Origin of the sequence: Lutimaribacter marinistellae, from assembly GCF_042648365.1 — a bacterium.
In the GTDB taxonomy this organism is placed as follows: Bacteria; Pseudomonadota; Alphaproteobacteria; order Rhodobacterales; family Rhodobacteraceae; genus Lutimaribacter_A; species Lutimaribacter_A marinistellae.
Map to the genome: position 1 here is coordinate 113189 of NZ_JBHRXI010000010.1, position 14594 is coordinate 127782.

Below are 14594 nucleotides of genomic sequence, written 5' to 3' on the forward strand. Positions count from 1 at the left end.
ACTTCATTTCAGCAGGCCGCAGCAGCAATGCTTGAGTTCGACAATGTCAGCAAGTCCTTTTGGACCGGGTCGCACCGCAAGGTGATTCTGGACCGTGTGTCGTTCCGGGTCGAACTCGGCCGGTCACTCGGCGTGCTGGCGCCTAATGGCACTGGCAAGACGACGCTGATCAACATGATGGCTGGCCTTGAAAAGCCTGACGAGGGCGTGGTCCGGCGCGAGTGCAATATCTCTTTCCCACTGGGCTTCATGGGTGGCGTCGTCGGTCGGATCTCGGCCATGGAGAACTCGCGCTACATCGCGAAGCTTTACGGAATGGACCCCGATTACGTTGAGGCGTATTGCCGCTGGCTGTGCGATCTGGGCGAGTATTTCGACCAACCTCTGGGGACTTACTCCTCGGGTATGCGGGCGCGATTTTCATTCGCGCTGATGCTTGCGCTGGATTTTGACATGTACCTGATCGACGAGGGGATGCCGGCGTCGACCGACGTGGAATTCAATCGCAAGGCAGGTTCGATCCTCGAGGAGCGGCTGCGGACGACCACGATCGTGATCGTGTCGCACAGCCCTGCGGTGCTGGAGAAATTCGCCCGCCAGGCGGCGGTGTTGTTGGACGGGCAGCTTTACATGTTCGATACCTTGGAAGAAGCGAGACAGCTCTATGACTACCAAACCCAAGGCTAAGAAATTTCGTATCCGCCGCAGCACCGGAGGCACAGCCGCTGCCGCGACCAGTGGAACCGGCGCCGTCAGGGCCACTGATGCCACAGCGCCCCAGGCAGGTCATGGCAGTCAGCCCTTGCGGTTGGCAGCGTCGAGCAATGCGAGCGAGGCACAACAATCCGGGGCGGCCGCCAGCCGGCCACGACCCGATTCCGCGCAAGCCGGCATGCAGGGGCAAGTCTCGTCCCCGAAAGAAGCCGCCATCGATGCCGAGATCGACGCCATCAAGCGCGAGGGCCTGACCGGTCGGCAACTGCGTATGGCCCGGCGTCTTGCCCAGAAACACAACCTTCCCGCGACTTCGGATTACGACGCGGTACGCCTGCTGCGAAAGCAGGGCGTTGATCCATTGCAACGCACCAACATGCTTGACCTCGTGGTTTCCAAAGACGGCGAAACCAAGCCCGAAGCGCCGGAAGCCAAAAAGGAGGCGAAGAAGATCCAGCTTCCGCAAACGGTTGATCCGGCACGCACGACCCTGCCCTCGACCGACATGAGCCCGGCCCAGCGGCGCGAGATCGAGATCGGCCAGATCCAGCGCGACATCGCCCGTCGCCGGCGCCGCAAGATGCTGCTGCTGCTCACGCGGCTTGCGTTCTTCGTGCTGCTGCCAACGATGATCGTCGGCTGGTACTATTTCCGTGTGGCTACACCGATGTATGCCAGCAAGTCGGAATTCGTGATCCTGCAAGCTGACGGTTCGCTGGGCAGCGTAGGCGGATTCTTTGCAGGGACGCAATTCGCGACGAGCCAGGACTCGATTTCAGTACAGTCATTCCTGGAATCGAAGGAAGCGATGCTGCTTCTTGATCGCGATCTGGGCTTCAAGGAGCATTTCCAGCAATCTTGGATCGACCCGATCCAGCGCCTTGCGCCGGACGCCACGAACGAGGAAGCCTACAAGACCTATAGCCGGATCGTGACGATCGGATACGACCCGACCGAAGGTGTGATCCGGATGGAGGTCGCGGCGACGGATCCGCAAGTGTCGACGGAGTTCTCCGAGAAGTTGCTGTCCTACGCCGAAGCGCGGGTGAACAACCTTTCCGAGAAGAAGCGCGAAGACCAGATGCGCGAGGCGCGCGCCAGCTTCGAATCCGCGCAGACCGAGCGGCGCAAGGCCCAGGAGGCACTGGTGACCCTGCAGCAACAGGGTTCGATCCTCGATCCCGAGGGCGTGATCGCCGGTCTGCGGGCACGGATCAATCAGGTTGAAGTTCAGTTGCAGGAAAAAGAGCTGCAGCTTGCCGCCTTGCTCGACAACGCGCGTCCCAACCAGGCAAAGGTCGATGGTGCACGCGGCGATGTCGAGCGGCTGCGCAACCTTCTCACCTCGCTCAACGCCGAGATGCTTGATGCATCCAACGGCGAAAACTCTCTGGCGCAGTTGAGCGTCCGGATCCAGATGGCGCAGGCCGACCTCGCCAGCCGCGACCTAATGCTGCAATCGGCCCTCCAACAGATGGAGACGACGCGGATGGAGGCCAACCGGCAGGTGCGTTACCTGACGGTCTCGGTCAACCCCGTGCCGAGCGAAGAACCAGACTACCCCCGTGCTTTCGAGAATACGATCCTGGCGTTCCTTGTGTTCGCGGGCATATACCTGATGATTTCGCTGACCGCCTCGATCCTGCGCGAACAGGTCAGTTCCTGATCGACATGGCCCGCCCGACCGGCGGGCCATATCCTTTTGCGCCCCGCACTCACCCAAAGTGCCGTTGCCGCGCGCGGATGCTGTTGCTAAGGCCCGAGGAAGCCGAAATTATCGACAATTGCCCCAGAGGATTGCACATGACCAAGCCGTTTGCCGACGTGACTCCCAACACCTGGAGCTTCCTGCGCGACCCGATGATCAAGCCGACCGGCTTTCGCGAATACGACGCGCGCTGGAAATACCCCGAAGAGATCAACCTGCCCGGCATGACGGCCCTGGGCCTTGGATTGGGAACGCAGATGCGTCGTCGCGGCATCGCGCCGGTGATCGCTGTGGGCAATGACTATCGCGATTATTCGCTGTCGATCAAACACGCGCTGATTCTGGGCCTTATGCAGGCGGGGATCGAGGTCAAGGATATCGGGCCCGCGCTCAGCCCCATGGCCTATTTCGCGCAGTTTCACCTGGACGTTCCCGCAGTTGCAATGGTGACCGCCAGCCACAACCCGAACGGCTGGACCGGGGTAAAGATGGGTTTCGACCGGCCCCTGACCCATGGCCCTGACGAGATGGCCGAGCTGCGCGACATCGTGTTGAACGGCGAGGGCGAACCTCATGCCGGCGGCTCATATGAATTCGTCGATGGTGTGCGGGAGGCCTATCTCGACGACCTCGTTGGAGATTTCCGCATGTCCCGCCCGTTGAAGGTGGTCTGCGCGACCGGGAACGGCACCGCCTCGGCCTTTGCGCCGGAACTGTTCGAGCGTATTGGCGTGGAGGTCGTGCCGAGCCATAACAAGTTGGACTACACCTTCCCCAACTACAATCCGAACCCCGAGGCGATGGAGATGCTGCATGACATGGCGGCGACCGTTCGCGAAAGCGGTGCCGATCTGGCACTGGGCTTCGATGGCGATGGCGATCGGTGCGGCGTGGTCGATGACGAGGGTGAAGAGATCTTTGCCGACAAGGTGGGTGTTATCATGGCACGTGACCTGAGCAAACTGTACCCCGGCTCGACCTTCGTGGCGGACGTGAAATCGACCGGCCTGTTCGCCAGCGACCCCGAGCTTAAGAAACACGGCGCGACTGCAGATTACTGGAAGACCGGACACAGCCATATGAAGCGCCGTGTAAAGGAGCTTGGCGCGCTGGCCGGGTTCGAAAAGTCGGGTCACTATTTCCTGGCCGAGCCCGTCGGGCGCGGCTACGACTGCGGAATGCGCGTAGCGGTAGAAATCTGCAAGCTGCTGGATCGAAACCCCGACAAGTCCATGTCCGACCTGCGCAAGGATCTGCCGCGTACCTGGTCCACACCGACCATGTCACCGCACGCCGCCGATACCGAGAAATACGACATACTTGCACGGCTGGTCGACAAACTGGTCGCACTGGAGGCAGCGGGAGAAAGATTTGCCGGACGCCCCATCAAGGAGGTTGTTACGGTCAACGGTGCGCGCGTGATCCTCGACAATGGTAGCTGGGGTCTTGTACGCGCCTCATCCAACACGCCGAACCTCGTCGTGGTGTGCGAGAGCAGCGAAAGCGAAGCGGAAATGCGCGCGATCTTCGAAGCTCTGGACACGGTAATCCGGACGGAGCCGGGCGTGGGCGAATACGATCAGACGATCTGAGCCAAGGAAAGCGCTGCAGTCGTTCCACGGTGCCGCGCTTACGCGCGGCAAATGATTGTTCGCGCCCGTGCCGGGCGCGGGCGAGGCTCTGCCTCGCGCTCCGGGATATTTTCAGCAAGAGGAAGGCTGCAAGGTTTTCGCTTGCCCGGACTGGGTTCCTAGTCGATCCCGAGAAGGCGGCGCAGGCCCTTGGCCGCTTCCTCTTCAAGCCGATCCCTGATCAACTCCTCCAAATCATCATCGGGCTTGATATCGCGGTCGAGTTCTTCACCGAGTTTTTGACGCAGCGCGTCCTTGGCGCGAGTCTCGACCTCTTCGGCACGCACGCCAGCGGCCTTTTCGATGACTTGTGTGAGGTCGGGCCGGATTTTCGGGGCGGCCCAGGGACCGACGATCCGCACCGGGACCGTCAGACCTTCTCCAGCATTGGCGCGAAGAGCAACCGGTGTAAGCAGGTAGTCGATATCGCGGGCGCCGATGCCTACGCGCCCTTCGCCCGAAGCCCTGAAGTTATCGAGCAGCATCAACAAATCGTTGTTGATCAAATCGCCCCCGGACATACGGAAGCTGCCCGTGAGGCTGTCGAAGACCGTGGTTCCACCGCCGCGCTCTCCCTGCCCCATGAGGGCGTCCAGGTCGAGGCCGGAAATCACGCCGCGACCCATTTGCAGACCTCCTGCCCCGGAAAGAGAGCGCATGATCGCTGCTTCGCTTTGGCCGATGCCGAGAAACTCCAGTTGGCCGGACGCGGTACCAGACAGGCGCGAGATACCGGCGGCGACTGCCAGAGCCTCTTTCATTTCGATGTTTTCGGCAGAGATCTTGCCACCGACCGACAAACCATTGCGGTTGTTGGCAACCAGTTGACCCCGAAGCGTCCCCCGGAAGATCGATACCGGATCGAGTTGCAGAACAGCCCGCGCCCGGTCGATGGTCAATGTCGCGCGCGTCTCGCCCAACTGAGCGAAATGTGTTTTGATGGACCGCGCCGACAACGAGATGGTTCCATCAAGCTGCGCAAGTGCAGAGGCATCTATTGGGCGATCCGACCATCCGGACTTGGTGCCCGTTGCCGCCGCAGCCGTTTTGGAAGATCCCAGGCCAGTGAGGTCAAGCCGGTCTGCCTGCAACGCGGCATTGATGACCGGTTTTGTCCCCAAGGTGATGTCGGCGCCGCCCTGCAAGGTATTCTCGCCAAACCCGATCCCCAAATCACGCAGTGAAAGCCGGTTGCCCGTGCGCGTCACCTGCGCTGACAACCTTGTTTCCTCGTTCAACCCCTCCGCGAAGTCTGGTACATCGTACCCGGTCAATCGGATCAGGTCACCCACATCCGATGACAGTAGCGTGGCAGCGCCCTGAATCGCGCCCTCCGCATCCAGGCGCCCGTCGAATTCAAACCGGCTGTCGTTCAGCCGCGCTTTCATTCCAAGGCCACTGGTTCCTCCCTGTGCATAGGCGGCAGGGTTCGAAAGCGTGATATCGGCCCGAATGGGCATTCCCTCATGCACGAACTGCAGCTCGGCGGATAGTGGGCCGGAGGTGTCCGGCCAATTCGCACGGATCGTCACGCCTTGCCGATCGAAGATTTTCCGCCCCCCCTCGGTCAGGATGATATGAGCGTTTTCGAACGTCAGGTGTTGAAGCGTGACTGAGCGCTGCGCGGCAGGCTTTTCTCTACCCGGCTGTTCAGCGATCCAGTTCGCCGCATCTGCTTGCCGCTCCAAGCGCAGCACCGGGTTGCGGGCGATGAGGCTCTCGATCTCGATTGAACCTTGCAGAAGGCTTGCCGCCTGAATTGCGATGGACATTTCTTCGGCGAAAAGCATCGGATCGGGCCCTGCCCAAGGTGCGTTGCCGATTTTCACAGCACCGGTTTCCAGCCCCAGAACTGGCCAAAGAATGATCCGCGCGTTGCCTGTAATTTCCACGCTGCGCCCGGTGCGCGCCGTCAATTGATCCGAGATCACCCTGGCCAACCGGTCCGAAGGCATAAGGAACAGCGCCCCGATCACGATTGCGACGGTTACGAGTAGGATTGCTGAAAAGCGAATGAGAAACCGCACTAACTGCTCCTTGCCTTTTTTGCCGACAGCTTACGCCAGATCTCAAGGCACGTCTGCACAATTGCAAGCATGGCGAGAGCACTCTATATGCCGCGCATGAGCACGAACCCCCCGAGCCTCCGCCCCGATCTTGCGCCCGCTGCCCGCGTGGACGACAGCCGCCGTGATGGCCAGCCAACCATTGGCATGGTTTCACTGGGCTGCCCCAAGGCCCTGGTGGATAGCGAACGCATACTCACGCGCCTGCGCGCCGAGGGTTATGGCGTCTCGCCCGACTATGCCGGGGCAGACGCCGTGATCGTGAACACCTGCGGGTTCCTTGACAGCGCCAAGGCCGAAAGCCTCGAAGCCATCGGGGAAGCACTGGTAGAGAATGGGCGGGTGATCGTGACCGGGTGCCTTGGAGCAGAACCCGAATACATTACCGGCGTTCATCCGCGCGTGCTCGCAGTAACCGGGCCGCATCAATACGAGCAGGTGCTGGATGCCGTTCATCAGGCCGTGCCCCCCTCACCTGATCCTTTCGTGGACCTGCTGCCCGCTTCGGGGATCAAGCTGACGCCGCGCCATTTCAGCTACCTCAAGATTTCAGAGGGCTGCAATCACAAGTGCAAGTTCTGCATCATCCCCGACATGCGTGGCAAGCTGGTCAGCAGACCTGCGCATGCGATTCTTCGGGAGGCGGAAAAACTTGTGGATAACGGGGTGAAAGAGCTTCTGGTTATCTCACAGGATACAAGCGCTTACGGGTTGGACCGAAAGTATGACAAGAACCTGTGGAAAAACCACGAGGTCCGCAGCCATATCACCGATCTCTCGCGCGAGTTGGCGCAGCTGGGTGCATGGGTGCGGCTGCACTATGTCTACCCCTATCCGCATGTGCGCGAACTGATCCCGTTGATGGCCGAGGCTGGGTCGAACCTCTTGCCTTATCTCGACATTCCGTTCCAGCATGCGCATCCTGACACTCTCAAACGCATGGCTCGTCCGGCGGCGGCAGCGCGAACGCTTGATGAGATCAGGGCATGGCGCGACATCTGTCCAGATATCACCCTGCGGTCCACCTTCATCGTCGGCTACCCGGGGGAAACAGAGGCCGAGTTTCAAACACTGCTGGACTGGCTGGACGAAGCGCAGTTGGATCGCGTTGGATGTTTCAAATATGAAAACGTGGCAGGCGCAAGGTCGAACGAACTTCCCGATCATGTTCCAGAAGAGCAAAAGCAGGAGCGGTGGGAACGCTTCATGGAGAAGGCGCAGGCCATTTCCGAAGCGAAGTTGCAGGCCAAACTTGGCAAAACGGTTGAAGTCATTGTCGATGCCGTTGATGGCGAGGCCGCGACCTGCAGGACCAAGGCCGACGCGCCCGAGATCGACGGCAACCTGTTCATCGACGAAGGGTTCGAAGACCTGAGACCCGGCGATATCCTGACCGTCGAAGTAGATGAGGCCGGGGAATATGATCTTTGGGGTAGACGAGTCTGACCTATCCACAGGCTGTGGACAGCTGGATTCTCCTTGCCTTGCGCGCAGCTTGGAGAGCCTTGGTCGGACATCACTTTAGGTTCGATCAGTCTCACTGGCCGAGTCGGATGCGCGCACTAGTTTCGGCACATGACGGAAACGACCAAAACCCGCGTCCTATACAACGCCGAGTGCCCGATCTGCAATTTCGAGATCGGCCACTATCGCAACCATGCCGAGGCCAGCGACCTGCCAATCCGGTTCGACGATCTGAACACCGCAGATCTGACCCATTGGGGCCTGAGCAGGGATGATGCCGCAAAGCGGCTGTATGTCGTCAAGAACGGCGAAATGCGCGGCGGCATCGATGGGTTCCTGCTACTTTGGGCAGAGATGCCGCGCTATCGCTGGCTGGGACGAGTCGTCGGGCTGCCGGGAGTCAAACAGGTGGCAAGCCTGACTTATGATTTCGTATTGGCTCCTGCGATCTACCGCTGGCACCGCTTGCGAAAACAACGCCTTAGCGCAAACGGTTCAACGCGTCGGCATTGACACAGTCGCGCGGGGCCTCCTTTGCCTGGGCTGCTTGGTGTGCAAGCCAAAGCTGACAATTTCCAGCGCAATCAGAGCCGCGACACCGCGCCACCATGTCGGCATAACCCTCAGCAGTAAGGCGCCCTTGGGCCATTGCATCGGTCAAAGATATGCCCATGGCGCGAGCCACTCCGCGCGTCAAAAAGAAATGATGATCAATAGCCCCAAGACCCTGAACGATCATTGCCGCATCTCCTGACCAGCTTTGAGCGCGGCAAAGCGTGCGCGGTTCGGACATGTTGCCGGCACAGTCGCTGCTATTTCGTGCTCGTCCAGCCAGCCCGGGCATCGTTCGGACCATTGGCAACCGCGACAGGTTTGAACCATGTGTGCCCACTCATCTTGGCTCAGCCGCCCATCATCATACGCGTCGACCAGGTCAGTTCCCGTCGATTTTGCCATGCGCATGACAAGGCGAAGGTGATGCATCAGGGATCCCAGAGGGCGCATATCGGCCTCCTCATTTCATGGAATCAGGCGAGTGAACAGATCTTGGTTTCGGCAGTATTCCGGGGTTCGCTCGGCCTTTCGTGTCTCCTCCAGCCAACCGGCGCAGTGCCCTGGATTGGTGCAAGCGGTGCAACTGAGTACGGCCTCCGACACCTCGTCCATAGAGACGTCGCCATTCAGGGCCGCCTCTTGCAAGTCGATCCCGAGCGTAGTGGCCATCCCGTCGACGAGATGGGCGTGATGCTTAATCTGATCTCGGCTGGGCATGGCACTGTCCTCTGGTTCGCGCAGTTGTTGCCCTCACGATAGAAGTGCCTTGGAGGATTGCCATTGATGCAGGTCAAAGCGAGCCTGATTGATGCTCGAAATAGGCGCGCACGGCGTCCTGAACGCGGCGAAAGCGGTCTCCACCCAATTTCTTACCGCCGTACCAGCGTGTTACGATGACAACGTGGTCGGTCATCCCCTCGCGTTCCATCATCCGCAATATGACCATGCCTGCCCCGCCTTCCCCGTCATCCGCCTTGAGTGCGCCGGAGGGAAGGACCGCCGCCCACGTGTTGTGGGTCGCCTTTGCATAGGCACGATCCCTTTTGAGCTCTGCCAGAACAGCGTCGATGTCTTCGCGCGAGACGACGCGCGCGCCGCTCACCGCATATCTCGATCCGCGATCACTGAGCACGACGCCCAGCCTGTTCAATTGCCTCATCCGTTGAAACCGATGGAGCGTGCTGTCTGGCGTACAAGCTCGGACCTTTGCGCATTGGGCGGATGCGTTCCCAGGAATTGGTTACCAGGGTCGGGAATACGTTCGAAGAACTGCACACCAACCAAGGGGTTGTAACCCGCGCGGGCCGCAATGACCGTGCCAAGCCGGTCGGCCTCTAACTCGTAATCCTTTGAAAACGTCCGCGATCCGACCAATCCGCCCAGTTGCGTCGCGGCATCCACAGCCGAGGCCCCCCCGCCCGAGAGGCCCACGAGTTGTCCCAGCACGATCGCGCCCAGCGCCGCATCACGGTTCACCCGGGCAAGATGGCCTTCGATATGATGTGCAGCTTCGTGTGACATGACAAAAGCAAGTTCGTCGGCATTCCGGGCGGTCTGAACCATGGATTGCGTGAACACGATGACCGGCCGACCCTGATTGTCGAGCGTCTGAAAGGCGTTCGGAGGTGCGCCCGGTCGCGTGTCGATGAATATCCGGAAACTGCAGTTCATCTGGCTATTTCTCCGGCGGCATTCCCGCTCTGCCACGGGTCCGACGTTCCGCGTGACCGCTGCGAAAGTTGCATTGGCAGTCTGAGGCGCGATGCGTTCGGTTCGGCTCGGGGCCGCTGGAGTGCTGGGCGCTGAGGGTTGCGGCGGGGGCGGTGCGCCGCATCCGGTGACGACCAGCGCAAGGACAAAAAGAATCCGGCGCATGGATAACCCTTTTTCTTAAGCTTACGACTTAACTGTCCCAATAGACATGTGGTTCCAGAATGGTGCACTTGCATTGGCGGCACACCGCTTGCACTGTGCCGACATGTTTACCATCGAACATGAATTCGACTCGACCGTCATCACCCTTGTCGATGAAGGCGAAACGCCCTTGCAAGAGGATGTCGTCATCAACAGTTTCGCGGAATGCGTGACGATTGAACAATACGACGCCCGAACCGACCGCGTTAATAGGATAACATTGTCGCCGGAACAGTTACGCGACCTTGCAGCGGCGCTTGACCTGCCTGAAGGCGTCTACCAGCTCCGCGAGGTACCGGAGCAGGAACAGTAGTGTGCCCAACCCGGGTCACCATTCGTCCCCACGCGGTCCCATATAGTATTTCCGCGCTGCGGCGCGCTCTTGCGGTGTGCGGCCATGGGCTGGGGCAACGCCCCCGCGGGTAGAAGTCGAAACCTGTGTCTGGGTCGATACACCGACGCGCGCCGAGCCGGACATGGAAGTCTGGCAACCGCTCAACACGACGCAGACGGTTACGAGACAAGGCAGGGCGAATCGCATGGGACCTCCGACAGTTTGTTTCATACCGTACCTTGAGCGGGAAAGCTGTCCAATTGGGCGGCTATCACGAAAGAATTACCCTTGAAACGCCGTCGCCCATGACCGACATACGCAACGATCCATGTAAAAGGGTTTCACATACATGCCTCCCCGCAACGACGCCGCCCTGACCTTTCTGCTGACGCGCCGGTCGCGCCCTGCAAAAACCCTCGTTCCCCCGGTACCCGACCCAGAGCAGTTGCGAGAGCTACTGACCGCAGCGGCGCGCAGCCCTGATCATGGAAAGCTGGAGCCGTGGCGCTTCGTGGTAATCGAACAGGGTGCCATGGCCCGACTTGCCAATCTGGCAGAAAGCCGTGGGCGGGCGCTTGGCAAGGACGAAACCGATATCGGCAAGGGACGTACACAGTTCGACCAAGGCCTTTTGGCCGTCGCCGTCATCGAAGTGCAGAAACCTTCGGAGAAGATTCCCGCCATCGAACAAAGCTACTCTGCGGGTGCCGTTTGCCTTGCCTTGGTAAACGCGGCGCTTGCAGCTGGGTGGGGCGCCAACTGGCTATCTGGTTGGCCCACGCATGACCGTGGTTTTGTGGAGGAAGCTTTTGACCTAGCCGAAAACGAAAGGGTCGCGGGAATCGTGCACATCGCCACAGAGGGCACCGTTCCACCTGAACGGCCGCGCCCCGATCTGGATTCGATAACCGCGTGGCTTTCGGAATGATAATCGTAAACGCGTTTTTCGCCGCTCTCGGGCAGATGGGCGATCCGCGGTTCCGCAAGGTTCTGTACCTTGGCGTGGGTCTGACGATCCTGTTGCTGATCGCGGCCTATTCCGGCTTTCTCTGGCTTATCAACTGGCTGGTAGGCGAGGAGGCGACGCTGCCGTGGATCGGCGAAGTTGCCTGGCTCAACGACCTTGTAAGCTGGTCCTCGATCTTGTTGATGATGGTGCTTTCGGTCTTCCTGATGGTGCCGGTCGCTTCGGCCATCACCTCGATGTTCCTGGACGAGGTCGCGCAGGCGGTCGAGGATCGGCACTACCCTGCCCTGCCGCCTGTGCCCGGCCTGCCGTTTCTGGACGCTCTGTGGGACACTCTGGGCTTTCTGGGTATCATTATTCTGGCGAACCTGCTGGCACTGGTTCTCTATGCATTTTTTCCACCCTTTGCCCCGTTCATCTTCTGGGGAATGAACGGCTTTCTGCTGGGGCGGGAGTACTTCACTTTGGCGGCGATGCGGCGGGTGGGCCGCGAAGGGGCGAGAGAATTGCGGCGCCGGCATATGCCCACGATTTGGATGGCCGGAACACTCATGGCGATTCCCCTGTCGATCCCTCTTGTGAACCTGCTGATCCCGATCCTGGGTGCCGCTACCTTTACCCATATCTATCACGCGGTGAGCGGGCGGTAAGAACGCGGCCCCGTGGCGCAAGCATTCGTGTTATCCTGAGTTGACGCGGCGGGATTTCCCGCTGGCGCGATCGGGAGGATGACATGCGAAAAACGATTGCAGCCATCGTTATGCTCGCCGCTGGCAGCGTCGGGGCCGATGTCTCGATGCAGCGTGGCGAATACCTCGTGCGCGGGCCCGCAGGGTGCGGGAACTGCCATACGCCACAGGGACCGAATGGCCCGGACATGGGTAACGAATTGGCCGGGTTCATGGTCGAAAAGAACGCCCAGTTCGAAGCATGGGCCCCAAACATAACGCCAGGCGGCCGGGTCGCCGATTGGAGTGACGCCGAACTCGCCCGCGCGATCCGCGAGGGTATTCGCCCGGATGGCAGTGTCATCGGCCCTCCTATGCCCATGACGCTGTATCGCGGCCTGTCCGATGCCGACCTGGCGTCGATTATCGCGTTTCTGCGCAGCCTGCCGGCAAATGATGCAAAAACACCGAACTCAACCTACAATATCCCGCTGCCTCCCGCCTATGGACCGCCGGTTGATAGCGTGAAAGCACCCGCACGCGGCCCGACCGTGGAGTACGGTGCCTACCTTGCCGGTCCGGTGGCACACTGCACGGAGTGTCACAGCACGTTTGGTCCGAAGGGTCCAATGTTCGATACACATCTTGGCGCGGGGGGATACGAATTTCACGGACCTTGGGGCGTGTCCATCGCTCCGAACATCACCAGTCATGAAGACGGGCTGGCCGCTTATTCCGATGAGGAAATCAAGGCGATGATCACTCAAGGCACCCGGCCAGATGGGTCGAGAATGAAACCACCAATGGGCTATCATCACTATGCCATGATGACTTCCGACGATCTTGAGGCTGTGGTCCGATATCTTCGAACGCTTCCACCACTGCCTGACCCTTGATTGGCTCAGTCGTATACGAAGGCCTCTGACAGGATCCGTCGTTTCGGCACGCCCATCGCCAACAGGTCGGACCGCACCGAGTTGAGCATCGCCGGAGGCCCGCACAGGATGTAAAGACGATCCTGCTGTCCGGCGTCAGGAAAGTTTCGTGACAGGACCTGTCGATCGATGACACCTGTTTCCCCGCCCCACCCCATGGGCGGCTGCGAAAGAACGTGAATGACACGCAAGTCACCCGTTTGTTGTAGTATTTCAAGACGTTCTTTATCGACGATTTGCTCCTCAACGCGGTTTCCGTAAATCAAGGTGACCGGGCGGGTGTCGTTGGCCGACTGCAACTCGTCGATCAATCCGAGCATGGGTGCAATACCCACACCCCCCGCGATCATTGCGATCTCCGGCGCGATATGGCCGGTCAAGGTCAAGTGCCCGTAGGGTCCGTCGACATATGCCCTCGCCCCGATTGGAATTCCGGACAGGCTGCGTGTAAAATCGCCAAGTTCCTTGATGACAAAACGCAATTCGTCTCCTCGTGACGGGGACGAGGCGATGGAGAACGGATTGTCGGCGACGGAAAACGCATGCCGCCCAAGATGCAGCCACGCGAACTGACCGGCCTCGTATCGCAGCCCCTCGTGCCCCTCGGGCGCAAGAACCAGTTCCCATGTCCGATCTGCGACGAGCCTCACCCTGGCGACGTGCCAAGGGCGTCGGGCGCGCAGCCACGGCCCTACAAGATAGACTTTGGCAAGGGCAAGAACCGCCACGGTACCCAGCGCCAGCCAGAATGCGATGAGCAAAGGATCGGCGCTGTATCGCCCTGCCGCGAGAATATGCCAGACAAGCAGGCCGGACAGGACGAGGGCCGACAGCCCGTGCCCCAACCGCCAGCGGTGATAGCGCCGCCCGGGATCGCTACGCGAGATAGCAAGACCAACAAGAACAGCAAGAAGACACCAAGCGGCGAGTCCCGGAAGGATCGTTTCGGGCGTCCAACTGATCGTAAACTGGCGCGTGACATCCCATGGCAGTGGAGGATTTCGACTGGCTTGGTACAGGAACGGGTGCATCAGCGCCAAGCCGACAGCAATGCGCCCAAGCCGCTGATGCCAGCGCATCGTCACGTCCATGCCGATCTTGCGCGAGATCAGGCGGAAGCGACCGGACAGAGGAAACTCCAGCAGTATGATCGCCGCGGCAAGCAGTCCTGCCCCAGATGCCAATTCGTCCAGCAGTCCCCTTGGCGGCGCGCCTTGGAGCCAAGCCAGGAACAAGGGCGCGAGCATGACGGCCGCGCAGGCAGGATAGATGAGCCAGACGGGCATCGTCCTTTCTTCCTCCGAGTGGAATACCCGCCGAAGAAAGCGACGCGACCGAGCCTGTCAGATCAGTCCGGCGCGCCGACCGGCGGCAAGTTCTTTGTCCAATCGAAATCGGTCCACGAGATCCAGCCACTCAGGATGATGCCAGTGATCACGACCCAGAGGCCGAGTGTAATCCACGTCGTCACCCATGCCTTGCGGCGCAGGTTGTGAATCTCCGGCGCGCCGGCATGGGTGCCGGGCACGATCTCGCCAAGGTCGCCCTGCGTTTTCAGCCGGATCGGTATGACCAGAAGAAAGGTCAGGAACCAGATCACGGCAAACAGGACAAGAGCCGAGGTTATGGACATGGGCG

General features: G+C 60.3%; 17 protein-coding genes. 9 read left to right on the forward strand and 8 right to left on the reverse strand.

Translation table 11 applies throughout. The features are described from left to right. The first annotated feature begins 27 nt into the window (after nucleotides 1-27). The 3 genes from ACFORG_RS09350 (at nucleotide 28) to ACFORG_RS09360 (ending at nucleotide 4014) form a co-directional block, all read left to right on the forward strand. On the forward strand, nucleotides 28-687 hold the full coding sequence (locus ACFORG_RS09350) for an ABC transporter ATP-binding protein (RefSeq protein ID WP_386735156.1): 660 nt from the start codon (nucleotides 28-30) through the stop codon (nucleotides 685-687). After that, nucleotides 665-2380, forward strand: coding sequence for a capsule biosynthesis protein (locus ACFORG_RS09355; RefSeq protein ID WP_386735157.1), 1716 nt, complete (start codon nucleotides 665-667; stop codon nucleotides 2378-2380). Before ACFORG_RS09350 ends, ACFORG_RS09355 begins: the two co-directional genes overlap by 23 nt. Before the next feature lie 137 nt (nucleotides 2381-2517). Beyond that, nucleotides 2518-4014 carry a phosphomannomutase/phosphoglucomutase gene (locus tag ACFORG_RS09360; RefSeq protein WP_386735158.1) on the forward strand — a complete coding sequence of 499 codons (1497 nt, stop codon included), beginning with the start codon at nucleotides 2518-2520 and terminating at the stop codon, nucleotides 4012-4014. Between the two features lie 158 nt (nucleotides 4015-4172). On the opposite strand, the gene ACFORG_RS09365 is transcribed toward ACFORG_RS09360, so the two are convergent. Further along, a complete protein-coding gene (locus tag ACFORG_RS09365) occupies nucleotides 4173-6080 on the reverse strand; it encodes an AsmA family protein (protein WP_386735159.1) in 1908 nt (635 codons plus the stop codon). 96 nt (nucleotides 6081-6176) lie between these two features. Here ACFORG_RS09365 and rimO point away from each other — a divergent pair, with 96 nt between their 5' ends. Both rimO and ACFORG_RS09375 read left to right on the forward strand, forming a co-directional pair. After that, nucleotides 6177-7565 (forward strand): 30S ribosomal protein S12 methylthiotransferase RimO, encoded by a 1389-nt coding sequence (gene rimO / locus ACFORG_RS09370; protein ID WP_386735160.1) that lies wholly within the window; start codon nucleotides 6177-6179, stop codon nucleotides 7563-7565. 129 nt (nucleotides 7566-7694) lie between these two features. Then, on the forward strand, nucleotides 7695-8096 hold the full coding sequence (locus ACFORG_RS09375) for a thiol-disulfide oxidoreductase DCC family protein (RefSeq protein WP_386735161.1): 402 nt from the start codon (nucleotides 7695-7697) through the stop codon (nucleotides 8094-8096). Here ACFORG_RS09375 and ACFORG_RS09380 read toward each other — a convergent pair. The 5 genes from ACFORG_RS09380 to ACFORG_RS09400 form a co-directional block, all read right to left on the reverse strand. Next, the gene (locus tag ACFORG_RS09380; protein ID WP_386735162.1) at nucleotides 8065-8427 is read right to left on the reverse strand and encodes a DUF6455 family protein; all 363 of its coding nucleotides are present in this window, start codon (nucleotides 8425-8427) and stop codon (nucleotides 8065-8067) included. The genes ACFORG_RS09375 and ACFORG_RS09380 overlap by 32 nt on opposite strands. Then, on the reverse strand, nucleotides 8319-8588 hold the full coding sequence (locus ACFORG_RS09385) for a DUF6455 family protein (protein ID WP_386735163.1): 270 nt from the start codon (nucleotides 8586-8588) through the stop codon (nucleotides 8319-8321). Before ACFORG_RS09385 ends, ACFORG_RS09380 begins: the two co-directional genes overlap by 109 nt. A gap of 15 nt (nucleotides 8589-8603) precedes the next feature. Continuing rightward, the gene (locus ACFORG_RS09390; RefSeq protein ID WP_386735164.1) at nucleotides 8604-8855 is read right to left on the reverse strand and encodes a DUF6455 family protein; all 252 of its coding nucleotides are present in this window, start codon (nucleotides 8853-8855) and stop codon (nucleotides 8604-8606) included. A 73-nt stretch (nucleotides 8856-8928) separates the two neighbouring features. Continuing rightward, the gene (locus ACFORG_RS09395; RefSeq protein WP_386735165.1) at nucleotides 8929-9297 is read right to left on the reverse strand and encodes a YigZ family protein; all 369 of its coding nucleotides are present in this window, start codon (nucleotides 9295-9297) and stop codon (nucleotides 8929-8931) included. After that, nucleotides 9294-9809 (reverse strand): M48 family metalloprotease, encoded by a 516-nt coding sequence (locus ACFORG_RS09400; RefSeq protein ID WP_386735166.1) that lies wholly within the window; start codon nucleotides 9807-9809, stop codon nucleotides 9294-9296. Before ACFORG_RS09400 ends, ACFORG_RS09395 begins: the two co-directional genes overlap by 4 nt. A 307-nt stretch (nucleotides 9810-10116) precedes the next feature. Between ACFORG_RS09400 and ACFORG_RS09405 the strand changes: the two genes are divergently transcribed. The 4 genes from ACFORG_RS09405 to ACFORG_RS09420 all read left to right on the forward strand — a co-directional run bounded on the left by ACFORG_RS09405 (nucleotide 10117) and on the right by ACFORG_RS09420 (nucleotide 12917). Continuing rightward, entirely contained in the window at nucleotides 10117-10365 is a 249-nt protein-coding gene (locus ACFORG_RS09405) for a hypothetical protein (protein ID WP_386735167.1), read from the forward strand. Between the two features lie 370 nt (nucleotides 10366-10735). After that, nucleotides 10736-11314 carry a nitroreductase family protein gene (locus ACFORG_RS09410; RefSeq protein ID WP_386735168.1) on the forward strand — a complete coding sequence of 193 codons (579 nt, stop codon included), beginning with the start codon at nucleotides 10736-10738 and terminating at the stop codon, nucleotides 11312-11314. After that, nucleotides 11311-12003 (forward strand): EI24 domain-containing protein, encoded by a 693-nt coding sequence (locus tag ACFORG_RS09415; protein ID WP_386735169.1) that lies wholly within the window; start codon nucleotides 11311-11313, stop codon nucleotides 12001-12003. Before ACFORG_RS09410 ends, ACFORG_RS09415 begins: the two co-directional genes overlap by 4 nt. 83 nt (nucleotides 12004-12086) lie before the next feature. Beyond that, a complete protein-coding gene (locus ACFORG_RS09420; RefSeq protein WP_386735170.1) occupies nucleotides 12087-12917 on the forward strand; it encodes a c-type cytochrome in 831 nt (276 codons plus the stop codon). 5 nt (nucleotides 12918-12922) lie between these two features. Here the strand turns inward: ACFORG_RS09420 and ACFORG_RS09425 are convergent, their stop codons facing one another. Then, entirely contained in the window at nucleotides 12923-14242 is a 1320-nt protein-coding gene (locus tag ACFORG_RS09425) for a ferredoxin reductase family protein (RefSeq protein WP_386735171.1), read from the reverse strand. A gap of 62 nt (nucleotides 14243-14304) precedes the next feature. Beyond that, nucleotides 14305-14589, reverse strand: coding sequence for a DUF1467 family protein (locus ACFORG_RS09430; protein WP_386735172.1), 285 nt, complete (start codon nucleotides 14587-14589; stop codon nucleotides 14305-14307). Between the last annotated feature and the right edge of the window lie 5 nt (nucleotides 14590-14594).

What these genes read in the sequence shown, in the direction of transcription:
- ACFORG_RS09350 (WP_386735156.1), top strand. Translation starts at nt 28, where the DNA reads ATGCTTGAGTTCGACAATGTCAGCAAGTCCTTTTGGACCGGGTCGCAC.
- ACFORG_RS09355 (WP_386735157.1), top strand. Translation starts at nt 665, where the DNA reads ATGACTACCAAACCCAAGGCTAAGAAATTTCGTATCCGCCGCAGCACC.
- ACFORG_RS09360 (WP_386735158.1), top strand. Translation starts at nt 2,518, where the DNA reads ATGACCAAGCCGTTTGCCGACGTGACTCCCAACACCTGGAGCTTCCTG.
- rimO (WP_386735160.1), top strand. Translation starts at nt 6,177, where the DNA reads ATGAGCACGAACCCCCCGAGCCTCCGCCCCGATCTTGCGCCCGCTGCC.
- ACFORG_RS09375 (WP_386735161.1), top strand. Translation starts at nt 7,695, where the DNA reads ATGACGGAAACGACCAAAACCCGCGTCCTATACAACGCCGAGTGCCCG.
- ACFORG_RS09380 (WP_386735162.1), bottom strand. Translation starts at nt 8,427, where the DNA reads ATGCCCGGGCTGGCTGGACGAGCACGAAATAGCAGCGACTGTGCCGGC.
- ACFORG_RS09385 (WP_386735163.1), bottom strand. Translation starts at nt 8,588, where the DNA reads ATGCGCCCTCTGGGATCCCTGATGCATCACCTTCGCCTTGTCATGCGC.
- ACFORG_RS09390 (WP_386735164.1), bottom strand. Translation starts at nt 8,855, where the DNA reads ATGCCCAGCCGAGATCAGATTAAGCATCACGCCCATCTCGTCGACGGG.
- ACFORG_RS09395 (WP_386735165.1), bottom strand. Translation starts at nt 9,297, where the DNA reads ATGAGGCAATTGAACAGGCTGGGCGTCGTGCTCAGTGATCGCGGATCG.
- ACFORG_RS09400 (WP_386735166.1), bottom strand. Translation starts at nt 9,809, where the DNA reads ATGAACTGCAGTTTCCGGATATTCATCGACACGCGACCGGGCGCACCT.
- ACFORG_RS09405 (WP_386735167.1), top strand. Translation starts at nt 10,117, where the DNA reads ATGTTTACCATCGAACATGAATTCGACTCGACCGTCATCACCCTTGTC.
- ACFORG_RS09410 (WP_386735168.1), top strand. Translation starts at nt 10,736, where the DNA reads ATGCCTCCCCGCAACGACGCCGCCCTGACCTTTCTGCTGACGCGCCGG.
- ACFORG_RS09415 (WP_386735169.1), top strand. Translation starts at nt 11,311, where the DNA reads ATGATAATCGTAAACGCGTTTTTCGCCGCTCTCGGGCAGATGGGCGAT.
- ACFORG_RS09420 (WP_386735170.1), top strand. Translation starts at nt 12,087, where the DNA reads ATGCGAAAAACGATTGCAGCCATCGTTATGCTCGCCGCTGGCAGCGTC.
- ACFORG_RS09425 (WP_386735171.1), bottom strand. Translation starts at nt 14,242, where the DNA reads ATGCCCGTCTGGCTCATCTATCCTGCCTGCGCGGCCGTCATGCTCGCG.
- ACFORG_RS09430 (WP_386735172.1), bottom strand. Translation starts at nt 14,589, where the DNA reads ATGTCCATAACCTCGGCTCTTGTCCTGTTTGCCGTGATCTGGTTCCTG.